General features: G+C 71.8%; 21 protein-coding genes. 4 read left to right on the top strand and 17 right to left on the bottom strand.

The window, feature by feature from the left end; genetic code table 11:
* Positions 1-34: 34 nt before the first annotated feature.
* Positions 35-1,687, bottom strand: coding sequence for a glycoside hydrolase family 30 protein (locus WME95_RS10425; protein ID WP_437908249.1), 1,653 nt, complete (start codon positions 1,685-1,687; stop codon positions 35-37).
* Between the two features lie 304 nt (positions 1,688-1,991).
* Here WME95_RS10425 and WME95_RS10420 point away from each other — a divergent pair, with 304 nt between their 5' ends.
* Positions 1,992-2,768, top strand: coding sequence for a hypothetical protein (locus WME95_RS10420; RefSeq protein WP_437908248.1), 777 nt, complete (start codon positions 1,992-1,994; stop codon positions 2,766-2,768).
* Positions 2,769-2,877: 109 nt separating this feature from the next.
* On the opposite strand, the gene WME95_RS10415 is transcribed toward WME95_RS10420, so the two are convergent.
* From WME95_RS10415 to WME95_RS10355, 13 genes are all read right to left on the bottom strand, one after another.
* Complete coding sequence (locus WME95_RS10415; RefSeq protein ID WP_437908247.1) at positions 2,878-3,699, bottom strand: metallophosphoesterase; 822 nt, start codon at positions 3,697-3,699, stop codon at positions 2,878-2,880.
* A gap of 152 nt (positions 3,700-3,851) precedes the next feature.
* Complete coding sequence (locus WME95_RS10410; protein ID WP_437908246.1) at positions 3,852-4,823, bottom strand: hypothetical protein; 972 nt, start codon at positions 4,821-4,823, stop codon at positions 3,852-3,854.
* 16 nt (positions 4,824-4,839) lie between these two features.
* Positions 4,840-6,168: a hypothetical protein gene (locus WME95_RS10405; RefSeq protein WP_437908245.1), complete on the bottom strand. Its 1,329-nt coding sequence runs from the start codon at positions 6,166-6,168 to the stop codon at positions 4,840-4,842.
* Positions 6,072-7,190, bottom strand: coding sequence for an ATP-grasp domain-containing protein (locus WME95_RS10400; RefSeq protein ID WP_437908244.1), 1,119 nt, complete (start codon positions 7,188-7,190; stop codon positions 6,072-6,074). Before WME95_RS10400 ends, WME95_RS10405 begins: the two co-directional genes overlap by 97 nt.
* On the bottom strand, positions 7,183-8,340 hold the full coding sequence (locus tag WME95_RS10395) for an ATP-grasp domain-containing protein (RefSeq protein WP_437908243.1): 1,158 nt from the start codon (positions 8,338-8,340) through the stop codon (positions 7,183-7,185). The genes WME95_RS10400 and WME95_RS10395 overlap by 8 nt, the downstream gene beginning before the upstream one ends.
* Positions 8,341-8,354: 14 nt before the next feature.
* A complete protein-coding gene (locus WME95_RS10390) occupies positions 8,355-8,816 on the bottom strand; it encodes a GNAT family N-acetyltransferase (RefSeq protein ID WP_437908242.1) in 462 nt (153 codons plus the stop codon).
* 2 nt (positions 8,817-8,818) lie between these two features.
* On the bottom strand, positions 8,819-9,613 hold the full coding sequence (locus tag WME95_RS10385) for a class I SAM-dependent methyltransferase (protein WP_437908241.1): 795 nt from the start codon (positions 9,611-9,613) through the stop codon (positions 8,819-8,821).
* Positions 9,610-10,137 (bottom strand): hypothetical protein, encoded by a 528-nt coding sequence (locus WME95_RS10380; RefSeq protein WP_437908240.1) that lies wholly within the window; start codon positions 10,135-10,137, stop codon positions 9,610-9,612. Before WME95_RS10380 ends, WME95_RS10385 begins: the two co-directional genes overlap by 4 nt.
* Entirely contained in the window at positions 10,134-11,363 is a 1,230-nt protein-coding gene (locus WME95_RS10375) for a 3-isopropylmalate dehydratase large subunit (protein WP_437908239.1), read from the bottom strand. Before WME95_RS10375 ends, WME95_RS10380 begins: the two co-directional genes overlap by 4 nt.
* 1 nt (position 11,364) lies before the next feature.
* Positions 11,365-12,498, bottom strand: a complete 1,134-nt coding sequence (locus WME95_RS10370; protein WP_437908238.1) for a homocitrate synthase/isopropylmalate synthase family protein — start codon at positions 12,496-12,498, stop codon at positions 11,365-11,367.
* An 18-nt stretch (positions 12,499-12,516) separates the two neighbouring features.
* Positions 12,517-13,845, bottom strand: a complete 1,329-nt coding sequence (locus WME95_RS10365) for an LLM class flavin-dependent oxidoreductase (RefSeq protein ID WP_437908237.1) — start codon at positions 13,843-13,845, stop codon at positions 12,517-12,519.
* The gene (locus WME95_RS10360; RefSeq protein WP_437908236.1) at positions 13,842-14,255 is read right to left on the bottom strand and encodes a hypothetical protein; all 414 of its coding nucleotides are present in this window, start codon (positions 14,253-14,255) and stop codon (positions 13,842-13,844) included. Before WME95_RS10360 ends, WME95_RS10365 begins: the two co-directional genes overlap by 4 nt.
* 38 nt (positions 14,256-14,293) lie before the next feature.
* A complete protein-coding gene (locus WME95_RS10355) occupies positions 14,294-15,535 on the bottom strand; it encodes a radical SAM protein (RefSeq protein WP_437908235.1) in 1,242 nt (413 codons plus the stop codon).
* A 235-nt stretch (positions 15,536-15,770) separates the two neighbouring features.
* Between WME95_RS10355 and WME95_RS10350 the strand changes: the two genes are divergently transcribed.
* On the top strand, positions 15,771-16,190 hold the full coding sequence (locus WME95_RS10350; protein WP_437908234.1) for a putative metal-binding motif-containing protein: 420 nt from the start codon (positions 15,771-15,773) through the stop codon (positions 16,188-16,190).
* A 76-nt stretch (positions 16,191-16,266) separates the two neighbouring features.
* On the opposite strand, the gene WME95_RS10345 is transcribed toward WME95_RS10350, so the two are convergent.
* Together WME95_RS10345 and WME95_RS10340 are read right to left on the bottom strand one after the other, a co-directional pair.
* Entirely contained in the window at positions 16,267-17,700 is a 1,434-nt protein-coding gene (locus tag WME95_RS10345; RefSeq protein WP_437908233.1) for a hypothetical protein, read from the bottom strand.
* A 183-nt stretch (positions 17,701-17,883) separates the two neighbouring features.
* Entirely contained in the window at positions 17,884-19,098 is a 1,215-nt protein-coding gene (locus WME95_RS10340) for an SMP-30/gluconolactonase/LRE family protein (RefSeq protein ID WP_437908232.1), read from the bottom strand.
* Positions 19,099-19,316: 218 nt separating this feature from the next.
* On the opposite strand from WME95_RS10340, the gene WME95_RS10335 reads away from it, so the two are divergent.
* A complete protein-coding gene (locus tag WME95_RS10335) occupies positions 19,317-20,297 on the top strand; it encodes a 2-dehydropantoate 2-reductase (RefSeq protein WP_437910970.1) in 981 nt (326 codons plus the stop codon).
* Between the two features lie 12 nt (positions 20,298-20,309).
* On the opposite strand, the gene WME95_RS10330 is transcribed toward WME95_RS10335, so the two are convergent.
* A complete protein-coding gene (locus tag WME95_RS10330) occupies positions 20,310-20,966 on the bottom strand; it encodes a hypothetical protein (RefSeq protein ID WP_437908231.1) in 657 nt (218 codons plus the stop codon).
* 176 nt (positions 20,967-21,142) lie between these two features.
* On the opposite strand from WME95_RS10330, the gene WME95_RS10325 reads away from it, so the two are divergent.
* Positions 21,143-22,264 carry a multiheme c-type cytochrome gene (locus WME95_RS10325; RefSeq protein ID WP_437908230.1) on the top strand — a complete coding sequence of 374 codons (1,122 nt, stop codon included), beginning with the start codon at positions 21,143-21,145 and terminating at the stop codon, positions 22,262-22,264.
* The last annotated feature ends 56 nt before the right edge of the window (positions 22,265-22,320 follow it).

Raw genomic sequence — 22,320 nt, 5'->3', positions numbered from 1 at the left:
GCGATGGTTCAACCCGGGTCGGGTCGCGCGCGCCTCACTTCCAGTTGACGGTGGCCCAGCCGCGGGCAGGAACGCTGAACTGGAGCTTCTTGGAGGCCACGCTGAGGGTGGTCGTCTTCGCGGAGCTGCCGGAGTTGTAGATGACCGTGACGATGCTGCCGTCAGGGTTCTTGAACGCCAGCGCGTCGCCGCCGGTCGTGTTGACGCGCATCGCTCCAGGATCGACGTACTGCGAGACGTGGCGGAAGACGTAGTAGGCAGGCGTCAGTACCAGCTCCTTCGTGTCGGCTTTCACGTTGAGGAGCGCGTTCTGGGGCCACGGCCGCTGCGAGTCGATGTTCTTCCCCACCGGGTCCAGCACCATGTTCCAGGCGTTGTACGAGTTCACCCCCGCCTTGATCCAGTCGCGGATGAGCCCCCAGCTCTCCTGCCCGTAGGCGTGGTCGTTCGCTGCCGTGTTCGGGTTGAACGCCGGCACGCCCGGAGGGTTCCAGTTGTAGTTGCCGCACTGGTGCTCCGTTTGCACGATCGGCAGATTCCGCGATTTCAGGCCGTTCACGCTGCCCCGCATGTTCCACTGCAGCCCGAAGCCCTTGACGTACTTCATCGCGGTGGCATCGCCGGTCACGGCGCTGAGGATCCCCGGGTCTGCCGCTTCGTTGGACATCGTGCCGAGGAAGATCTGCGCCTTGATCCCGCGCTCTTCGAACAGAGGCCCCAGGTGGGTGCCGATGAACTTGGCCATGAGCTGCCCCGTCCATGCGCAGCTCGGATACCTCGTCTCGTAGGTCGGCTCGTTCTGGGGGTGGACCGCCTCGATGGTCATGCCCTCCGCGGCGTACGCCTCCACGAACTTCGCGAAGTACAGGGCATGCGCCTTCAGGGTGTTCGCGTCGTCCTTCATCTCGCCACCATCGAAGGCGCCGTTGCTCTTCATCCAGGTGGGGGGCGTCCAGGGGCTGGCCCAGAGGTGGAGCCCGGGCCTCACGGCGAGCGCCGCCTTGATGTACGGGATCAACTTCTCCTTGTCCCGCGCGATGGAGAAGCTCTCCATCGTGAAATCATCTTTCTTCTCGTTGAGGCTATAGCGGTCCATCGCATAGTCGCTGGCCCCCATGGGGATGCGCCCGTACGCGAACCCTGCGCCCTCGTTCTTGTCGAAGAGAAGCTTGATGGCTCGCTGCCGCTCAGCCTCGCTGAGCATCGAGAGCATGTTCCATCCCATCTCGTTGAACGAGCCGCCGAAGCCATCCCAGCGCTGCTGCGTTGCCGCGTCGTCGACGGTCACGTCGGCATTGCCGCTCGTCACTTCCGTCGGCGTCCCGATCTTCCAGTACTCGTTCGCGCCCGAGGTGATCAACGTGGGTTCAACCACGTCGGGCTCACCGCCGCCGGTACCGGAAGACGAGCCGCCGCCGCCGTCTCCGCTCGGATCGCCGCCCGCACCGTCCGAGCCGGTCGAGCCGCCCGTCCCCGCGCCGCTGCCTGTCGTCCCGCTGCCGCTCGCGTCTCCGCTCCCGCTCGCGTCTCCGCTGCTGCTCGCGTTTCCGCTCCCGCTCCCGCTGCTACTCGCACCCGCACCCGGGCCGCCCGAGCTCTCGGGTTCTTCCGGGCCGCTCGAAGAACCACAACCCACCAAGAGAGACGCGAGCAATATGCCGACGGTCGAAGCGCGTACCCTGTTCATCACAAAAATCCTCCATCCCAGGGGTGCAACCCCTTGGCGGTGCCTGCAGCAGGCGTCAGAAAGTGGCCGTCCTATATGCCCAGCAGGCCCCACGGTGATCGGGCGGGTGGGATAAAAGGCGGCAAGCCCCACGTCGATGACCCGGCACACGCACGCGCCATGCGCTCGCGTCACACCTCCCGTGCCGAAGGTCCGCGTCGATGTCGCGGATGGCACGGCGACACGCCTTCCAGATCGTGCACAGCAGATCCAACCCGGCCGTATGATTGCTGGGTTTTGATGCGCGTGTTAGCGTCGGCCCCCGATGCGAACCGCGGTTTTCGCCCTCGCCCTCCTGGCCGGTTGCGGGGGCGCATCCGGGGCGGCGCCCGGCGCGGCCCTCTCCCCCTCCTACGCGACGAGCCTGGGCTCCACGTCGGCGAGCATGCCCTCCGCGCCCGCGTTGCCCAGTCGGGCTTCGGTCCAGGCCGATCTGGTCGTCCGCCCCGACGTGCTCGTCCTCGGCTTCGCGCTCCAGGAGACCGACACCGATCCGCAGCGCGCCCTCGCCGCGGCGCAGGCCGCGGTGCAGAACCTGGAGCGGCAGTTCAAGGAGGCGACCGGCGGCGCATCCACGGCGAGGATGCTGGGCGCGTCGTTCACCACGGTCTTCACCGAGAAGGCGGAGAGCGAGGGCGAAGCCGTATCGACCGCTGTCGACGGCGTGATCGAGGTGCGCCTCGCCCCAGAGCTCGACTTCTGGGCGAGGAGCCGGCTGGCCGCAGCCGTGGCGCAGGTCAGGCGCGAGGTGAGCGCCGCGGTGCAGGCTGCGAAGGACGGGCGGCGCGGGGCCACCTTCGGGCAGCCTCGGGCCGAGGTGAAGGAGCCGGAGGGGCACCGCGCGCAGCTGACCGAGCAATGGCTCCGGAGGGCGCGGTCGTTCGCGGAGGCGGCGCAGGCAGCGTCAGCGCCGCTCCTGCTGGTGGACTGCGCGCCGCCGGGGGCCATCGAGCAGCGGCCCATCTCGCTGCTGGAGGTGGGGCTCTCTCTGTCGGTCGCGTGCCGCCTCGACGCGCTCTCCGCAGAGCCGAAGCGCGACTGACGGACGCCGGGCGGTTCACGCCCGGCCAACTACAGCTCGGGTTCGTGCGGCGTCGAGGGCTCGTCGTGCTCGAGAAGCGGAGCTGAGCCGCCAGCGAACCGCAAGAACGTCACCCGGCGATCAGCCGGAACACCGGGAGCTCTGGCCGACAGGTGAACCGCACAGGCAGGACGCTTGTGCCGACACCGCGGCTCACATACACCCTGCCATGGGCGGTGTCGTACATACCCGAGCGAAATCGGCCTGATCCAGGCGGAACCCACACCGGCGTCCCGAGCGCTCGGATCTGTCCTCCATGCGTATGCCCCGCGAGGCCCAGATCGAAGCGCGGCGCGCCGGGAGGGAGCCTCTCGAAGATGCCGGGCGCGTGCGAGAGAAAGAGCCGCACCGGAGCGGATGGCACGTTCGCCAACGATGCACGGAGATCGTCGTGGCCGCTGCAGAAATCGTCCGTCGCGACGATGGAGACACCACGCTTCAGCAGCACAGATTCGTTCCCCAGGAGCCTGGCTCCGGCGCGCGCGTAGACCTCGCCCAGCCGCCGCAAGGGGACGTGCCCCCAGTGTTCCCAGTTGCCGACGGTGGCGAGGACCTCACGCCCCGGCGCGGCGAGCCTGCGGCAGAACTCCTCCAGCACGTCGAGCGAGCGCTCGCTCTCGATCGAGTCGCCGGTCAGCACGACGAGATTGGGCTCCAGCCTCCGGATCGCGTCGATGGCCTTGTCATGGACACGGCCGAGCGCGCGCAGGTGTATGTCAGAGAAGTGGGCGATCCGAAGCCCCTGGAGCGCGGCCGGGAGCCGGGGAATCGGGACATCGTGCTCGGCGATCTCGAGCCACGAAGGCTCGATGGCGAGCCCATCCACCGCGGCAATTCCAGCAGCGCAGCAGCTGGCGTGGAGGAACGCTCGGCGGGTGAACCGTCGGAACATCCAGGAATCCTAGCAAACTCAGCGGGTGGACCGCGGCCAGCGCGTGAGCTGGACCGGCCGCTCCGGGAAAGGCAGAGCGAGCCCCGCTCGACGTGGTCCGCGAGCTCCCGGCGCTGGCCGCCCTCGTCCGAGCGAGGCGCGGCGCACATGCATCATGGAGCAAAGGGGTCGTGCGCCATGGCGTAGGCCCCGTGCTCCGCGAGCGCCATCCCCTGCGAGTACTCGATGCCGTCGGCGAGCAACGCCCGCTGCAGCGTGGCTGACGGCTTCACGGGCAGCGCGCTGGCATCGAGACCCGGCCACTGCCGGAAACGCACGAGCAAGGACGCGCGCGCCGCGGCGGCGGCGACGTCGGGCCAGTAGGCATGCATCTTGGCGCCGCCGATCACGTCGACGTCGCCGAGCGCGCCCGCCAGCGCGACGTTCGTCGGGTTGTCGAAGACGTAGGCGTCGCGCCAGTCAGCCGCGGGCGCGAGCTCGCCGCCTTCGCCGAGCCGGCGCGCCGGCGCCGCGTCCATCAGCGCCGCGAGCCGCGCGCCAGGCGGCGTGCCCGCCGCGCGCTGCGCGCGCACGCTGGCGACGAGCCAGTCCAGCGGCAGGTACAACGTGCGCGCGGCGCGCGCGACGCCGGCGCGCCGTTCGTGGAACGCCATCATCAGCATGCACGACAGCGCGAGGTTCGCCGCGCGCTGCGCATGACGGTACGCCTCGCGGTCGAGCTCGCCCGCGTCCACCGGCGGCTCCCCGAGCGGCGGCCGGCTCGCGACGATCACGTGCTTGAGCTTCTTGTTGCGCGTGAACAGCGTCGCGCGCGCCAGCGCGCCGGCGTCGTTCAGGTACCAGTACGCGTACGGTCGCCAGCCGAGGTCGCCGAAGTTGTTGTGCGTCAGCATCAGACGCACGTGAAACAGCTCCGCGTCGCGCACCTGCAGGTGTCGCGCGTACCAGGCGACAGCCGCGCGCGGGAAGAAGACGTTGGGGCTGGCGTGCGGCATCGTGACCAAGAGCCGCGGCGCCTCGCAAAACGCCGCGAGCGTCGGCGCGTCCCAGCCGAGCAGCGCCGCCGTCGCCGCGGGCGCGCCGGGCAGCAGCGCCCCGGCGTCGGCGACGAGGCGCTCCGCCAAGCGCGCGCGCGCGTCCTCAGGCCGCAAGCGTGCCCCCATGCGTCGCGGCCTCTTTCCACCGCGGGGGCCGGTACAGCCACGCCAGGGCAAACGGCAGGACGCTCGCGCCCAGCGCCAGCAGGCTGGGGCCGACGCCCAGGCGGTTCACGAGAAAGCCGGCCGCCAGCGAGTAGCCCGCCTTGACGACCGACACCACCGCTGTGCGCGTCACGACGAAGCTGCCGACCTCGGACTCCGGCGGCACCTGGTTCGCCTTGACCTGCATGGACACGACGTGCGCCGTCGCCGCGGCGATCAGCGTCACGGCGAACACCAGCGCCAGCGCGGGGCGGAAGGCGAGCGACATCAGCCCCGCGGCCGCCGCCATCACCGGCAGGCCGAAGGTCAGGACGCCGCGCATCGACAGGTAGCCGGCCGACAGCAGCATGCTGACACCGGCGCTCGCGACCAGGCAGGCCATGTTGACGAGCGAGAAGAAGCCGGCGTCGCCGCGGGCCACGCCGTCCGCGAAGGGCGCGAGGATGGCGTTGGCGAACTGCAGGCCGCCGCTGCTCGGCACCGAGAACAGCAGCACCGACAGCAGGCCCGGACCCAGCTGCAGCGCCGGTCGCGCCGGCGCCTGGCGCGGCCTCTCGATGACCGCGGCAGGCGCCTCGGGCCGCGCCATGCGGAGCGCCGTCAGCCCCGCGGCGCCATACGCGAGCGCCGCGAGCAGGAGCCCCCACGCCGTCAGCTCGGTGCTCAGGAAGACGCCGGCGAGCCCCGCGCCCGCCGTCTGAGCGATCAGCGTGATCGACGACTGCGCCGCCAGGAGGCGCGCGCCCGTCGCCTGGTCGAAGGCGCCGCGGACCACCCGGTGCACCGCCGACTTGTTCACCATCTTCGCGAGCGACAGCGCGACCTGCGCGACGCCCATGCCGACGAGCACCAGCGCCACGTCGGACGCTCGCCGCAGCACCAGCAGAGCCGGCAGCAGCGCGAACAGCGCCAGCGTCAGGTTGCTGAGGTGCAGGCGGTCGGCCGACGCCCCGCCGTCGGCGAAGCGAGCGAAGGCCAGCCCGAGCACCGCCGACGGCGCATAGCCGAGCACCAGCATCACGCTCACCAGGAAGGCGTCGTGCGAGAGCTGGAAGGTCGCCCATATCAAGATCACCGACTGCAGGCCCTCGGCGAACGCCGACAGCGCGGTGAACGCCTGCAACGTCAGGGCGCCGGATTGGCGCAGCCACGACGGCCCGCGCTGCGGCGTCATCGCGCGCCCGCCGCCCCGGTGAAGCGCTCGAGCAGCGCCCCCAGCGCGTGAGCGTCCGCCGCCTGGAAGTAAACGTGATGCGAGAAGTCGCACGAGCCGATCGCCGTCACCCCGCGCCGCACACGCTCGCGCAGCGGCTCGATCAGGTCGATGCCCGGCGACGCCGCCGGCGGGCCGGTTGCGTCGCCGACGACGCCGATGACGCCGCTGAAGCCGACGGCGCGCGGCGCCGCGGCGACGTCCACAGGCGCGCCGAGCTGCAGCTTGACGAAGGCGTCCCACAGGTCGACGCCGAAGCGGAGCGCGAGGGATCGCGCGACGCCGCCGCCCGCGGGCCGCAGCGCGACCTCGCCGATGAACAGCGCGCCGCCGCTCGCGAGTAGCTCGATGTGGAAGACGGCGTCGCGCACGCCGAGCGCCGCCAGCGCCGCGGCCGCCTTCGCGAGCGCCGGCGCGCGGCGCGGGTCGTCGTGCGGCAGGTGGATGCTGGCGCGCGTCGTCCCCACGGCAGCCAGCACCGGCCGGTCGTAGGTCGACGCGAACGCCGCGCGCAGCTCGCCGCCGAGGATCACGCCGTCGCAGTGCAGCTCGGCGTCGAGGCGCACCGCCTCCTCGACGAGGAGCAGCTCCCGCGCCTCGTTCTCGAGGTACCGGAGCGCCGCGACCGCCGGCATCCTCCGGACCCCGCGGCTCGACGAGCCGTCGAGAGGCTTCACGACCACCTCGGCCGGCAGCGCGTCGCCGCGCCGCGCTGCGGCCACGAACTCGCCGGAGAGCCAGCTGCTGACGGCCGGCGCGACGCTCGCGAGCCGTTGCCGCATGCGCCGCTTGTTGGTGCACTCGAGCGCCTGGTCGTAGCGCATGCCAGCCAGGCCGTAGCGGCTGCGCAGGAAGCCGGCGAAGGCGAGGTTGCTCTCGGAGGTGGCGAGCACGTGCGTGAACGGCGCGCGCGCCATGATCAGGTCGATCGCCGCGAGGCTCGCGGGCTCCGGCGCGAACGCGATCGCACCGTCGCCGCTCTCTCGGACGCGCACGACGGCGACGTCACCAAGGCGCGCGAGCGCCTCGTCGAACAGCGGCTTGCGCGTGTCGAGCACCAGGGCCGTCTCACCCATCGCGGCCGGCCTCGCTGAAGGCGATCAGGCGCTCGACCTCGCGCGCGAGCTGTCCGCCGCCGCGACCGCGCACCACAGCGTGCCCGACGCGGCCGTACAGGCCCGGACGAGCTGCCGTCGAGTCCGGATAGTCGAGCTCGACGAGGTCGAAGCGCCCTTCGAAATCGCGCCGCGTCAGCGGCCGCGCCGCGCACGCTCTCAGGTAGACGCCAGCGTAGCAGGTGTCCGGGATCCTTGCAGACACCGGTTGGCTCAGCGGTTGGCCCAGCGCGACGTCGAGCTGCGCCTCATACAGGTCGAAGCCGTACGTGTGCTTGACGATCTCCGGCACCAGCGTGCCGCCCAGGCGCGCCGCGCACTCGCTGAACACCAGGTCCTCGCCGTCGTCGAAGCACTCCAGGTGGAACACGGCGTCCGGCGCGCCGAGCCGCCGCAGGCTGCGCGTGACGAGCTCGTGGGCGCGCTCGAACAGCCGCGGCGCCTCGGCGCGCGAGAGCACCTCGACCGCCATCGTCTTGCCCGTGCTCCACTGGATCATCGGCGTGCGATAGCGCCCGACCGAATGGAACACGACGCGCCCGTCCTGCCACACGCCGTCGACGAACAGCTCCTCCCCCTTCAGCGCCGACTCGGCGACGAAGGCGACGTCCGAGCGCTTCGCCCCGCCGCTGTAGTGCGTGTCGAGCTCGGCCTGGCTCGCGACGAAGCGCGTCTCCTTCGAGCCCGCGCCGTTCGACGGCTTGACCACGAACGGCGCGCCCAGCTGCGCCGCCAGCGCCGCGAAGTCCGGCTGGCGCGTCAGGTACACGCAGCGCGCGTGCGGCACGGCGTCGCCGAGCGCATGCTTCTGCAGGTACTTGTCACGAAAGCACAAAAGGCGCGCGTAGCCGCGATCGCCCGGCAGCCCCAGCGCGTCGCGTAGCACCGCCGCGCCGAACACGCCCTCGTCGTGGCCCGTGACCACGCCGGCGACATCGCCGCCGAACGACAGCGCGGCGCGGATGATCTCCTGCGCGTCTTCGAGCTCCGCGACCTTGCGCGTCGGCCAGTCGCCGGTCTCGCCCTTGTCCTTGTGGACGATGCACAGCGGCGTGTAGCCGCGCTTCACCACCGCCGCCGCCAGCCCCGCGCGATACCCGAGAACGATCACGCCCTTCTGCATCCTCAGTCCTCCAGGTCCAGCCGATAGATGTCGTGCGCGCCGCCGGCGGTGAGCTCCCCCTCGAAGCGGAAGCCGCGCCGCCTGAAGAAGCGCACGTTCTCCGCGAGCTCCCGCCGCACGGCGATGCGCACCGCGCGGCGGCCCGCCGCGCGCGCCTGCGCGGCCGCGGCCTCGACCAGCGCCCCGCCGTACCCGCGCCGCTGCCGGTCCGGCCGCACCGCGAGGTAGCTAAACGTCCAGAAGTCGTCCTCGCGCTCGCTCAGGACGCAGCCGACCACGTCATCGCCCGCCTCCAGCACGAGCCAGTCCGCCGCGCGCGCGGCGATCTCCGCCGGCTCCAGCCTCGACGCCGACGGCACGAAGCGCGCGCGAAAGGGCATGTATGCCGCGGCCAACAGCGCGTGCAGCGCCGCAGCGTCGGCCGCGACCGCCGCCCGGATCGTCACGCCGCGCGCCGCCTGCACGATCAGCCTCCGGCCCCCGCGCTCGCGACGCCGAGGAAGAGCTGGCTCTCGTACGGCACGTCGACCGCGCCGCCGGGCGCGTGCCGGGCCAGCAGCGCCGCCAGCCGCTCGGTGAACCCGTCACCGTGCGCCGCGATCGCGCGCTGCACCTGCGTCGACGAACGGCTCATCCCGACGAACGCCTCCGCCGGCATGTGCATCACCCACCGCGTCTCGGCGGCGACGACGACGTCGTACGAGCCGTCGAACACCGCGCGCAGCTCCGCCGCGTAGTCGATCGCGCGGTAGCGGCGGCTGTAGCCGGGGCTGAGCTCCTCGAGCAGCGACTCGTACGCGTCCAGGAACGCGCTGCGCGCGTAGTCGCGGTTGTTCTGCAGAATCGCCATGACGCCGCCGGGGCTCAGGCGCTCGCGCACCGCCGCCAGCACGGCCTCGCGGTCCATCCACTGCATCGCCTGCGCCGCGAGCACCACGTCCATGCGCGGCATCGTGCGCAGCACGTCCTCGGCGCGGCCCAGCAGCCAGGTGACCTGCGGCAGCTTCTCGCGGCCGGTCGCGATCATGTCGGCCGACACGTCGACGGCGTGGTAGCGGTGCGCGGGGCCGAGCTCGGCGATCAGCCCCTCCAGCGCGATCCCGGTGCCGGCGCCGATGTCGACGACGTCCAGCTGCGGCGCCGGCGCCGCCCACGGGCGGATCCCGCGCAGCAGCGCCGCCGGGTAACGCGGCCGGTGCTGGTCGTAGCCCTTCGCCAGCCCGTCGAACGAGCCCGACTTGACCAGGGGAACGGCGCTCATGGCGTGACTCCTCTCGGCGAAACCGGCGGCTCGGCGCCCTCGCTGCGCGCCAGCACGAACGGCAGGAGCCCGCCGGCGCGCAGCATCGCCAGCATCAGCTCCGACGGCGGCGCGAAGCGCGGCAGCTCGACGCCCTCGGCGACGAAGCAGCCGTCTTCGAGCCTGACGCCGAACATCAGGCCTTCGCTGAACCTCGCGGTGTCGACGACGATCGCCGGCAGCCCGAGGTTCCACGCGTTGCGGAAGAAGATGCGGCCGAACGCCGGCGCCAGCACCAGGGCGACGCCCTGCGCCTTCAGCGAGGTCACCGCCTGCTCGCGCGAGCTGCCGATGCCGAAGGTCGCGTCGCACACCAGCGCGTCGTTCTTCGCCAGCGTCGCGGCGAAGCCGGGGAAGCGGTTCGCGAAGACGTGCGGCGCCATCTGCGCAGGGTCGGTGTAGATGTGCTTGATGCGCCCCGGGATGATGTCGTCGGTCGAGATCTCGCCGCTGACGCGGCGCACGCGGTAGACGGTGTCGCTCATGGCAGCACCAGCTCCTCGACGGCCGGGAAGCGGCCGTGCACGGCGACGTTGGCGGCGACGAGCGGCGACGCGAGGAAGATCTCCGCCTCGCGGTTGCCCATGCGCCCCTGGAAGTTGCGGTTCATGGTCGTCACGACGCGCTCGCCGTCGGCCGGGATGCTGCCCTGCGTGCCGACGCAGGCGCCGCAACCGGCGGGGGTGACCAGGGCGCCGGCCCTGGTCAGCGTCTCGACGTACCCGAGGCGCAGCGCGTCGAGGTAGACCTTGCGCGAGCCCGGCGTCACGATGCAGTGCACGCGCGGGTGCACAGGGCGGTTGACGAACACCGCGGCGGCCTCGGCGATGTCGTCGAGGCGACTGTTGGTGCAGCTGCCGACGAACACGTAGTCGACCGGCTCGCCGGCGAGCTCGTCGAGGCCGACGGTGTTCGCCGGGTTGTGCGGCCTGGCGATGCGCGGCGTCAGGCCGCCGATGTCGAACCGCAAGCGGCTCTCGCCCGGCTCGATCGCCCGCATCTGCGCCGGCCGCCCGGGGCCGCCGGGCAGGAAGACGCACTTGGCGCCGAGCTCGACGCCCATGCTCGCCACCGTCGCCGCCGCGTCGGCCGACAGGGCGTGCGACCAGCTGCCGGTCCACTCGATCGATTTGTTGAGGAACGGCGCCTGCCCCATCGTGCCGAGCAGGTGCAGCATCACGTCCTTGGCGCGCGTCGCCTCGTGCGCCGTGCCCTCCACCTCGAGCCACACCGTCTCCGGCACGCGCAGCCAGGTCTTGCCCGTCACCATCGCGGCGACGATGTCGGAGGCGCCCATGCCAAGCGCCAGCGACTGCACCGCGCCGCCCGTGCAGGTGTGCGAGTCCGCGCCGAGCACGACGTTTCCCGGCTCGTACCAGCCCTCCTCCATGGCGATGACGTGACTGATGCCGGCGCCGCGGTGGAAGATGCGCGCGCCGAGCCGCTCGGCGAAGGCCAGCGCCTCGCGCGTCCGGTCGGCGATCTGCTTCTCCGGGATGATCACCGAGTGATCGAAGAAGAAGCCGATGCGCTCGGGATCCCACACACGGCGGATACCGTGCTCGCGGAACAGCCGGGCGATCGTCGGCGAATTCCCGTCCTGGATGTAGACGCGGTCGACGTCGACTGTAACGAAGTCGCCAGCGGCGACGCTCGAGCCGCCGCCGTGAGCCGCGATGATTTGGTTGACCAAAGGCAGCGGGGCGGGCACGTCAGGCGCTCTCCGCCGTCTGGTGGTACAGCGCCGTCAGCGCCGCGGCGTCGACCTCACCGCCGGCCTCGACGGCGCGCGCGCGCGCCAGGTCGAGCACCTGGCCCAGGCGCTGCTCGTCAACGGCGACGCCGGCCTGCTCCAGCACGTGCTTGATCACGGCGCGACCGCTGTGCTTGCCGACGACCAGGCGGCGCGTGCCGCCGACCGTCTCGGGCGAGATCGGCTCGAAGGTCCCGGCGTTGTTCAGCGTGCCGTTGGCGTGGATACCCGATTCGTGCGCGAAGACGTTATCGCCAACGATCGGCTGCCACGGCGTCAACGGGCGCTTGCACGCGTCGGCGACCAACTGCGCGATCTTCTTCAGCTTGGTGGTGTCGATGCCGAGATCGACGCCATAGAACTGCTTCAGGCCCATCACCGTCTGCGCCAGGTCCGGCATGCCGGCGCGCTCGCCGATGCCGTTGACGCAGACGTGGAAGTAACGCGCGCCCGCCTCCAGGCCGGCCAGCGTGTTCGCCACCGCCAGGCCGAAGTCATTGTGGCAGTGCGTCTGCAGGTCGATCGCGGCGGCCTCCTTCACTGCCTTGACCCGGGCGGCGTACTGCGCGCTGTTGAGGATTCCGATGGTGTCCGACAGGCGCAGGCGGTCGGCCCCGGCGGCGGCGACGGCGGCGGCGTACTCCTGCAGGAACGGGATCTCCGTGCGGCCGACGTCCTCGGCGCTGATCGACACGAACATGCCCTTGTCCTTGGCGTACCGCACCATGTCGTGCGCGGTCTGCAGGAGCCACCTGCGGTCCTTCTTGACGCTGTGGTCCAGGTGCACCTTGGAGGTCGGCAGGCCGATGTGCACGGCCTTGAAGCCAAGCCCGATCGACTCCTGGATGTCGCTCAGCACGCCGCGGTTCCATGCGACGAGCGTCACCTCGCCCTTGCGCTCGAGCATCTCCTTGAGCGCGAGCACCTCGTCCCCGCCCATGGCGGGGATGCCCGGCTCGATCCACCTCACGCCGGCGTCCACCAGCGCGTGGAAGATGGCCACTTTGGTCTTGCGCGAGAAGGCCACTCCGGGCGCTTGCTCGCCATCACGCAGGGTCGTGTCTTCGAGGATCAGGTTGTTCAGCAAAGTCATCTCCAATGGCCGAGGCGGTCAGCGCCGGGGCACGGGCCGGCGTAGGCCGAGCTTGTCGCGCAGGGTACCAGGGCGATATTCACGTTGCACGAGGCCAAGCCGCTGCAGCTCCGGCACGACCCCATCGACGAACTCGTCGAGGCAGCCGGGCAGGCTGGGAGGCATGATGTTGAAGCCGTCGCAGGCGCCCGCCTCGAACCAGGCGGCGATCTGCTCGGCGACGCTGCGGTACGAGCCGACGAACACGCAGTGGCCGCGCGCGATGATCATCTTGTCGCACACCTCTCGCAGCGACCGGCGGCCGCCGTCGGAGATGCGCTCGATCAGCTCGCGGCGGCTGCGGTTACCGTTGGACGGCGGCAGCGGCGGCATGGGCTTGTCGAGGTCGCAGCCGGACAGGTCGAAGCCGCCGACCAGGTCCGACAGCATCTGCACGGCGAAACGCGGATGCACGAGCGAGTTGAGCGTGCGCAGCTTCGCCTGGGCCTCCTCGTCGGTCTTGCCGATGAACGGGCAGAGGCCCGGCATCACGTAGATGTGCGGGTTGAGGCGCTGGTACCGCGCGGCGCGCTCGAGCAGGTCGCGGCGAAACTCGACGGCGGGCGCGCTCTCGGGCTGCGCGGTGAACACGACCTCGGCGGTGCGCGCGGCGAGGTCGCGGCCGGCGTCGGACGAGCCGGCCTGCACGAGCAGCGGATAACCTTGCGGCGAACGCGAGATGTTGAGTGGCCCGCGCACGCGGTAGAACTCGCCCTCGTGGTGGATCGGGTGGCAGCGATCTGGGCGGTAGAAGACGCCGCTCGCCTTGTCGCGCGGCAATGCGTCGTCGTCCCAGCTGTCCCACAGGCCGGTGACGACCTGGAAGGCCTCCTCGGCGCGGCGGTACCGCTCGGCGTGGTCGGGGTGCGCGGCGAAGCCGAAGTTGTGCGCGGCGATCGCCTTCGACGAGGTCACCACGTTCCACCCGGCGCGCCCGCCGCTGAGGTGGTCGAGCGAGGCGAACTCGCGCGCGAGCTTGTACGGGTGCTCGTAGGTCGTCGACGCGGTCGCGACCAGGCCCAGGTGCTGCGTGTGCATCGCCAGGGCCGACAGCAGCGTCAGCGGCTCGAACACCGCCACGCGCGCGCCATAGCCCTCGCGGTCGTCCTGGAACACCGACGGCGTGTCGGACAGGAACATGAAGTCGAAGCGGCCGCGCTCGGCGGTCTGCGCGAGGCGCACGTAGTGCGCGGGGCTCTGGGCGCCGTCGGCCGGCGTGCCGGGCAGGCGCCAGGCGGCCGGGTGGTGGCCGGTGCCGTAGGACAGGTAGGCGCCCAGCAGCAGGCGCCGCTCGCGCTGCGCGCTCACGAAGGGCGGCTCCAGCTGTGCACGTCCAGCGCCGCGATCTCGGGCAGCCCGCGCGAGGTCGAGCCGGTCAGCGAACTCGACCAGCCGCCGTCGAACTCGCGCTCGACGCCGTCGTCGCCAGGGCCCCTGGTACGATCGGCGATGATCGCGGAGCGCGGGTTGTGCGCCTCGATGCGGAGCGGGAAGGGCTTGCGGGCAACGAGAGATCGGAGCGACATCAGGGGCTTCCTGGGGTTGGGATCATGGTACCATGGACACAGTGCCGTGACGCTTCCGTTGGCATCGTGGAACGGAGCAGTCGCGGCGCTGGACGTTTCACCGGTCTTCAATTCTTCACGTGCGGCGTGTCGGCCGGGTTTGGCGTCGAGGGAATGGCGCTGCAGGCTCAACTCACCTTCAACCGTTTTCACGCAGGAGCGCCTCGGTTCGTCCCGGAACCTTGGCAAACTCAGCTGGAGGGCAGCGGCTTGCGCGTGAGCTGGACCAGCCGCTCCGGGGAATCGCGCCCGGGATCGGGGCTGTCGAGATCCTCCAGCACGAGCTCGAACAGCCCGTTGTCGAACGGCCTCCCCGCGGCCGGCGCGGCGGGCACGAGGCGCTCGCGCTTGCCCTGCGCGGCCAGCGTGCGCGCGCGGAAGTGGCAGTACGGGTTGTTCCCCGGCCGCCCGAAGAGCGCGTGCGCCGTGAAGGTGCACCCGCCCATGCACACCTCCGCGAAAGGGCAGCTCCGGCAGAAGCCCCAGAGATCGTCGGCCGTGCGCGCCCGCGCGAACGCGAGGCGCGGCGCCTCGTCCCAGATCTCCTGGAGCGCGCGCCCGCGCAGGTCGCCGCCCACGTAGGCGTCGCTCTGGAGCGACGGGCAGCCCTTCACCGCGCCGTCGGACTCGATCCCCAGCACCAGCTTCCCGGCCTGACAGCCGCGAAAGTGGTCGCGGCCGCCCTCGCGCAGCGAGCGCAGGAGCGCCTCCTCCGGGCCGAAGTAGCCCAGGTTGTTGCCGGGCATCACCGTGATCCCGTCCCGGAAGGCCCGCCGCTTCAGCTCGGCGATGCGCGGGAGCACGTCGAGCAGGTCGTAGGGCTGGAGCAGCATCGCCGGCCGGTCGGCCGCGCGGCCCAGCGCCGCGGTGATCTGCACCTGCCACGCCTTGATCCCCTGCTCCCGGAGCAGGTCGTAGAGCGCCTCCAGATCGCCCTGGTTCACCCGGTTGAGGTTGGTGTTGGCCGCGGTGAGCAGCCCCGCGCCCCGGAGGTGCCCGAGCGCCGAGAGCGCGCTCCGGTGGCTGCCCGGGGCCTTGCGGATGAGGTCGTGGGCGCGCTCCAGCCCGTCGACGCTGACCGAGACGCTGTGCAGGCCGGCCTCCTTCATCTGCGCCGCGATCTCCGCCGTGATCCCCCGCCCTCCGGTGGTCATGGTCGGCCGCACGCCCGCGGCCTTGAGCGCCGCGATGATCTCCAGAAAGCCGTCGTGCAGGTAGGCCTCGCCGCCGATGAGCACCACCTCGCGCGCGCCCATCGCCGCGAGCTGCCGCACCACGCCCAGCGCCTCCTCGGTGCCGAGCTCCGAGGGCCGCGCGGCCCCTGCCCTGGAGCCGCAGTGCCGACAGGGCTGATCGCAGCGGAGCGTCAGCTCCCAGACGACGTACGCCGGGAAGTACTCGCCGGGGACCACATCGAGACGGCGCAGCGCCATGCCGGAGCCTACCGCGAACTCCGCCACCGGCTCCTGCTCTCCGGCGCCCTTTCGATCGCGCGGGGGATGGAGGGGGACCTGCGCACGCGCACGCCGGGCCGCTGCACCATTCCCCTTCATTTTCCTTGCGCGTCGCCGAGGCGCCTTGCCATAGGATGGGACGGTTTGACCTCCCTGGCTCGGCCTTCCGAGGCGCGCCAGGGCTCGGCCCCATGGCCCAAAGGCGGAGATCCTCATGCTCACCCTCGGCGCTTGTCCTTGCTGCGATGGTTTCCTGCCTCCCGGCGCTTCCGCCTGCCCGCATTGCGGCGCGACGCCCACGGCCGAGCGCGCCAGCTGCGCGCAGGCGCGCCACGGGATCGCGGGCCGGCTGCTCGCGGCGGCGTCGGGCGGCATGATGGCTGTCACGCTGATGGCCTGCTACGGCATGCCCCCGTGCGACGAGCCCGCGACCGACAGCGACGGCGACGGCTACCAGGCGACGTGCGAGGGCTACGGGCCCGAGGAGGACTGCGACGACGGCAATCCGGACATCCACCCCGGCGCGACGGACGTGGCAGGTGACAGCATCGATCAGGACTGCAGCGGCGACGATACCCCGCTCGGCACCGGCGGCGCGGGAGGCGGCGGAGGCGGCGCTGGCGGCGCCTCCTGACAAATCCCCTCACTTTGTTGGCATTTTAACGAGAAATTAAACAGGGAGACGGGGAGACGGGGAGATTGATGGGATTTCACTCCCCGCCTCCCCGCCTCCCTGTGAACTTTCCCGAAAACGGAGCCGCCGCCCATTCGGACAACACACGGCGGACGCGCTCGAGATATCCCTCCTCGCGCACGATCTCCTGGTATCCCGGCACCGCGCCGACCCACTCCCGCATACGCACGTTCGACGCCTCGGTGAGGTACATCGTGGGAAGCCCCATGAGCGCGGGCCCATCCATGCCTGCGGTCGTGACGCCGAGCTGGCCGACGAGGCCGTGCGTTCGCTTCAAGTGCTCGAAGAACTGCAGCTGCGCCCGGCGCATGTCGAGCTGCCGAAAAGTGGGGTCCTTCCAGAAGAGCGTCATGTCGATCGCGCCCTCGGGGACCCGCGCGTCTCGAAGGGCGTCGCCGGTCAGCACAGGCACGAGCCCCGCACGTTGAACGAGGCCCGTCAGCTCCAGGAGCTCGGCGAGCGTCGTGTTGCGGTGCGGGTGGTGGACCCCCTCGCGGATCCAGAGCAGCACCTTCTTCCGGCGTGACGCTCCCGCCCGCGCTTCCGCGAGCCTGCGATCGACCCAGGCGATCACCGATCCCGGAATCGGCGCGTCCGCCAGAAACGCTGCGCGGAGTCTCCCCTGGGCGGAGGACGGATCGGCATTGAAGGCGCGCGCGACGATCTCCGTTGTCTGCTTCATCGCGCGCGGGCGCGAGCGGTACGCCTGAAGGTGATCGCTGAGGCCTGCATCGCGGAGAAACGCCTCGGCTTGCGCCGTTCCCGCTTTGCCTGGCTCGACCTGGATCGCCGCGCCCGCGAGGACGGCGGCCGCGGCGACGTACCACCCCTCGCCGAACGAGAAGCCGCCGTCGGTGTGGAATGTATACGCGTGGTTTCGCTCCTCGATGATCCTGCGCGCCGCGCGGGCGGCGACCTCGGCCTCGTGAGCCGCCGCGCGCGCCGCGCGGGCGACCTTTGACCGCGGAGAGCCGCCCTCGAGCTCCGAGGCGCTGATGGCGGCCGCGCGAGCCGAGGCCTCTGCGCCGGCCACGATCGCCTCCACGCGCCGCCAGCCGTCGTCGCAGGCGTCGCGCGTCGGCGCGCGCTGCGCGCTCAACGAGAGCTGGCCCGCGCCGTGGAGAGCGTCTGCCGCCCGCGCCGCATGGGCCCTCGCAAGCGTCGAATGGGCGCGCATCGCCGTCGCGAGGATTCGCTCTCTTCCCGCGGCGACCTCATGTTCCTGGAGGGCAGCGCGCTCCTGCTCGGCAGCGGCCAGCGCGCGATCCGCCTGCTCGATCGCGCAATCGAGCAGACGCCGGTAGCGCTCGCGCTGCCCCGGCGCGTGCAGCGTGGTCGCCAGGGCGAGCGCGGCGCCGAGGCTGCTTTCGGCGTCGCGCTCGATGTGCTGCGCGGCGAGCGTCTCGGCGACAACCACTCCCATGCACACCGGCTCGAGTCCCTCGATCATCGTGACCTACGCCGGCCCGCCAGACCGGTCAAGCGCTGTCGCCCGCGGGGTGTTCCGCGTCGGTCAATCCATCGCGGATTTCCTGGACTTCATGCTCGCACGCGAGGACAAGCCGCCGGACGCTCGCGGCCAAAGCGCCGGCGCGGCCGAGCACCGGCGGTCTGCGTCCAGCGAGAGCGAGGTTCAGTAGGGGTATCCGGGGATGTTCATCTCCATCGCATAGAGCGACGCGCCCGCCGTGATGTAAAGGGTCTTTCGATCGGCCCCGCCGAACGCGACGTTCGACACCTCGCCCAACCCCGTGATCTTGCCGACCCTCGCGCCGCTCGGCGCGACGATCTCGATGCCCTCACGCCACGCGATGTAGACATTGCCCGCGCAGTCGACGCCCATTCCGTCGGCCTTCGGCAGGTTCGCGGCGAAATCGGACGAGGCGCCGGGCGCTCCGTCGGCGCTCAGCGTATAGCGACGGATCCGGCCGGGGGTGAACTCGGTCACGTACAGCACGCTCTCGTCCGGCGAGAGCGCGACGCCGTTGGGGGTCTCCAGCGTGCCGATGAGGCTCACCGCGCCGGACGGGGACACGCGGTAAGCTGCTGTCGGCAGCTCCGGCCTGCCGCTGCTGAGCTGAAAATCGGGATCGCTGAAGTAGACGTTGCCGTCGCTCCGCACGACGACATCGTTCGGGGAGCTGAACCGCTTGCCCATGTACGACCCGGCGACCTCGCGCCGCGCCTTCGTGCCGAGATCGAACACGGAGATGCTGCGCGTGTCGTGGGTACATGCGATGAGGTTCCCGTCGCTGTGGAGGCTCAGCCCGTTCGTCCCGCTGTCCTCGAGGAACACCTCGAACGCGCCCGGCGGCGTGAGCCTCTGGATCTTCGCCTTTGGACCGTTGAGGGGCGGAGAGTTCTGCGCCTGCAGGTTGATCTCCGAGAAGAACAGCGCCCCGAGCTCGGCGACCCAGACCGGGCCCTCGACGTACGTGAACCCCCCTCTCACCAGCTGCGCCCTGCCGTTCGCCGGCACCGGATCGGCCGCGTACGGGCCGCCCGGGCAGACGACCGACACGTCATCACCGCCGCCCGCCCCGGCCCCGCCCGCCCCGGCCCCGCCGCTGCCGCTGCCGCTGCCGCTGCCGCTGCCGCTGCCGCTCCCCGTCTCGTCGCCCCCGCTGCCGCTCGTCGCCGCAGCGCTGCTCGCCCCCACGCTGCCCGCGCTGGTGCCGCTGGAGCTCGTGGCGCCCACGCTGCCCGTGGAGCCGCTCGACCCGCCAGCCCCAGCGCCGCTGGAGGATCCGCCCGCGCCCTCCGACTCGAGCGGGTCGTCGCCGCCGCCACAGCCATTCGCCGCAGCGAACACGATCCAAGAAACGAAGAGCGAGTACCTGACCTTCATAAGCAAGTGCCTCCAAGCGCGCCCGGATGGTGTGCCGATCGGGCACGCTCATCTTCGTCAGCTCGCCTCGCGCCGCAAGAGCCAGGTGGCCGAGCGGCACAGCGCCTCGAACGCGCGCTCCGCGCAGGCCAAGGACCGGCACGACGCGGTGCGCCGTGAACGGCGGCGGCGGGCGAGGAGGCAACCGGCGGTCTGCGACGATAGGATGCGGAGACACCATGAAAATTGCGGTTTACGGCTTCGGATCCATCGGCGGTTTGCTCGGCGCCCGGCTGGCCAGGGCCGGCTGCGACGTCAGCGCCGTCGCGCGCGGAGAGAACCTCGCCGCCTTGCAGAAGCGCGGCCTGCTGCTGCAAGGCAAGGGAGAGATCACCCGCGTGCCGATCCGCGCCGCAGAGGATCCGGCCGCGCTCGGCGCGCAGGACGTCGTGATCATCGCGGTCAAGGCCACCGCGCTGGCCGACGTCGCGGCGCGCATCGCTCCGCTGCTCCGCGAGGACACGATCGTCGTCCCCGCGATGAACGGCGTACCGTGGTGGTTCTTCGCCCCCGAGAACGTGCCGTATGCCGGCGCCCGGCTCCAGTCGCTCGACCCGGGCGACGTCGTGCCGCGCGCCATCCGGCTCCGCCAGGTGGTCGGCTGCGTCGTGCATCTGTCGGGTTCCAGCCCGGAACCGGGGATGGTGCGCGTCGGCCTCGGCAACCGCCTGCTCCTCGGCGAGCCGGCCGGCGGACCTTCTGACCGGGTGGGCGCGCTTGTCGAGCTGCTGCAGCGCGCCGGCTTCGAGGCCGAGGCCAGCGCCGAACTCCGGACCGACATCTGGTACAAGCTGTGGGGCAACATGACGATGAACCCGGTGTCGGTGCTCACCGGGGCGACGTGCGATCGGATACTGGATGATCCGCTGGTGCGCGGCTTCTGTCTTCAGGCGATGCAGGAAGCGGCGGCGATCGGCGAGAGGATCGGTTGCCCGATCGCGCAGAGCGGAGAAGACCGGATGGAGGTCACGCGCCGGCTCGGCGCGTTCAAGACATCGATGCTCCAGGACGCGGAAGCCGGCAAGTCGCTGGAGATCGACGCGCTGGTGACCGTGGTCCACGAGATCGGCAAGCTGACCGGCGTACCGACGCCGACCATCGACGGCTTGCTCGGCCTCGTGCGCCTGTGCGGCCGCACGCGCGGCCTGTATGCCGGATGATCCAAGCGTCGCTCAGGGCCGGGCTCCACCGCAGTCGCCCGGACAATTGCAGTCGTTCTCACCCGCGCCGCAGGCGCCGTCGCCGCATCTCGCGCAGAGGTGCGCGTCGGGCGCCGTGGTCACGCACGCGCCGTCGACCCGCGCCATGCTCGCGATGGGCGTGAGACCCGGGCAACAGGTCGTGAACGACTTGCTCGACGCCATCCCTCCCTCGCCCGAGCAGCGCGACGCGAGCGCTGCGCACGAGCCGTCGGCTTGCTGGACATACCCGGGCAAGCAGTCGCACTGCGGCCGCCGGGGGCGCAGCACCGGCACCGTGCCGGCCGGGCCTCTCGGCCCGAGCTGAACTGTAGCCGCGGCCGGAGACGGCGCCGGCGCAGCGCCGCCCGGGCTCGCCGGCGGCGGGGGGCTGGCTCCCTCCGGCCCCGCGGGAGGCGTGGCGATCTTGCCGTCCGGCGTCTGGGACTCGATCGGTATCCAGTCGACGATCTGGCCGTCGGGCGTGACCGTGGTGGCCACGACGTGCTCGCGGGGAGGCCGCGGCGTTCCCCCCGGCGCGCAGGGGTTGTCAGCGCCCGGGTGAGGGGGATCCGCCGGGTCGGGCCCCCTGGCGGCGCAGGCCGCGGCGAGGAGCAGCAGGGGGCACAGGAACGGAGCAAGCGCGTGCATGGGCATGGAAACACGAGAGCCCGCGGGATCTTACGGCGCCACGCCGCCTGCGGTGGCGGAACGGCCCGAAAGGAGGCAGAGCGGCCGGCGTCGCGCGGAGGCCTCGGAGATGACGCAGCGTCGGGGGTGTTGTAGCTGCAATCTTCGCTGTGCAGCGCTGTGTACCTGGCCTCGGCTTGCTGATCGCGGGCGCCCTCGCGGGCGCGTGCGCTGCCGCGCCGGACGCGCCCGCGCGGCCGACAGGTGACGTCGAGGCGCCCGCCGGCGGCGCCCTGCCTGGAGCCCCGGAGGTGGCGCGGGTGCCCATGCCGAGGCCGGCGCGGGCGCGGCTCGAGGCGGCGGTGAGCGCGAACCAGGCCTGCGAGGGGTGCCACGAGGAGGTGGCGCGGGAGTGGCGCGCGTCGCTCCACCACCGGGCGAACACCGAGCCGGCCTACCGGCGGGCGTTCGCGATCGAGCCGATGCCGTTCTGCCGGGCCTGCCACGCGCCCGAGGCGAGGCCGGAGGAGCCAGAGCCGGAGGCGCTCGGGGCGCTCGGGGTGGGGTGCGTGACGTGCCACGTGACGACCGACGCCGAGGGTGAGCTCGCAAGGCAGGCGGTGGCGCCGGTGCTCGCGGCGCCGTGGGCGGGGCGCGGGGCGCCGCCGGCGGCGCCGCACGCGGTGATCCGGGACGCGCGGTTCGGGGGCGCGGACGCGTGCGCGGCCTGCCACGAGTTCGCGTTCCCCACGGCGCGAGGGCGGTCGGCCGCGGAGCTGATGCAGTCGACCGTCATCGAGCACCGCGCGTCGCCGGCCGCCGACCAGCCCTGCGCGGCGTGCCACATGCCGCGCGGGCCGGGGGGGCGGCGCGGCCACCGGTTCGCGGGATCGCGGGACGAGGCGCTCGTGCGGAGCGCCGTCGCGGTGACGGCGCGGCGGCTCTCGGCGACGCGCGTGGCGGTGACGCTCGCGCCCGCGAACGCGGGGCACGCGTTCCCGACGGGGGATCTGTTCCGGAGGCTCGAGGTGTCGGCCGAGGCGCTCGGGCCCGACGAGCTGGTGCTGGGGCAAGCGGAGCGCTACCTGACACGGCATTTCGCGCTGCGGCCCGGGGCGATCGGGCGGAAGCTCGTGGCCGATGACCGGGTGCACGCGGAGCCCCTGACGGTGGAGCTCGACGTCGGGGCCGCCGGCGAGGGGCGCGCGATCGCGTGGCAGGTGGCCTACCAGCGGGTGGCGCACCCGAACGGGGTGGACCTGCGCGACGCGGAGATCGAGGGCGAGATCCGGGTCGCGTCGGGGAGGCTCGCGCCATGAGCGAACGAGGGATCGGCGCGAGGGGAAGCAGCCCGGCGTGGCGAGCGGTCCGGGGT

Source organism: Sorangium sp. So ce327 (assembly GCF_051530205.1).
Classification (GTDB): domain Bacteria; phylum Myxococcota_A; class Polyangia; order Polyangiales; family Polyangiaceae; genus Sorangium; species Sorangium cellulosum_B.
Note: the sequence above shows the minus strand (reverse complement) of the source record. Positions and strands in the feature narration are given on the sequence as shown.

What these genes read in the sequence shown, in the direction of transcription:
- WME95_RS10425 (WP_437908249.1), bottom strand. Translation starts at nt 1,687, where the DNA reads ATGAACAGGGTACGCGCTTCGACCGTCGGCATATTGCTCGCGTCTCTC.
- WME95_RS10420 (WP_437908248.1), top strand. Translation starts at nt 1,992, where the DNA reads ATGCGAACCGCGGTTTTCGCCCTCGCCCTCCTGGCCGGTTGCGGGGGC.
- WME95_RS10415 (WP_437908247.1), bottom strand. Translation starts at nt 3,699, where the DNA reads ATGTTCCGACGGTTCACCCGCCGAGCGTTCCTCCACGCCAGCTGCTGC.
- WME95_RS10400 (WP_437908244.1), bottom strand. Translation starts at nt 7,190, where the DNA reads ATGGGTGAGACGGCCCTGGTGCTCGACACGCGCAAGCCGCTGTTCGAC.
- WME95_RS10385 (WP_437908241.1), bottom strand. Translation starts at nt 9,613, where the DNA reads ATGAGCGCCGTTCCCCTGGTCAAGTCGGGCTCGTTCGACGGGCTGGCG.
- WME95_RS10380 (WP_437908240.1), bottom strand. Translation starts at nt 10,137, where the DNA reads ATGAGCGACACCGTCTACCGCGTGCGCCGCGTCAGCGGCGAGATCTCG.
- WME95_RS10370 (WP_437908238.1), bottom strand. Translation starts at nt 12,498, where the DNA reads ATGACTTTGCTGAACAACCTGATCCTCGAAGACACGACCCTGCGTGAT.
- WME95_RS10355 (WP_437908235.1), bottom strand. Translation starts at nt 15,535, where the DNA reads ATGGCGCTGCGCCGTCTCGATGTGGTCCCCGGCGAGTACTTCCCGGCG.
- WME95_RS10350 (WP_437908234.1), top strand. Translation starts at nt 15,771, where the DNA reads ATGCTCACCCTCGGCGCTTGTCCTTGCTGCGATGGTTTCCTGCCTCCC.
- WME95_RS10345 (WP_437908233.1), bottom strand. Translation starts at nt 17,700, where the DNA reads ATGATCGAGGGACTCGAGCCGGTGTGCATGGGAGTGGTTGTCGCCGAG.
- WME95_RS10340 (WP_437908232.1), bottom strand. Translation starts at nt 19,098, where the DNA reads ATGAAGGTCAGGTACTCGCTCTTCGTTTCTTGGATCGTGTTCGCTGCG.
- WME95_RS10335 (WP_437910970.1), top strand. Translation starts at nt 19,317, where the DNA reads ATGAAAATTGCGGTTTACGGCTTCGGATCCATCGGCGGTTTGCTCGGC.
- WME95_RS10330 (WP_437908231.1), bottom strand. Translation starts at nt 20,966, where the DNA reads ATGCACGCGCTTGCTCCGTTCCTGTGCCCCCTGCTGCTCCTCGCCGCG.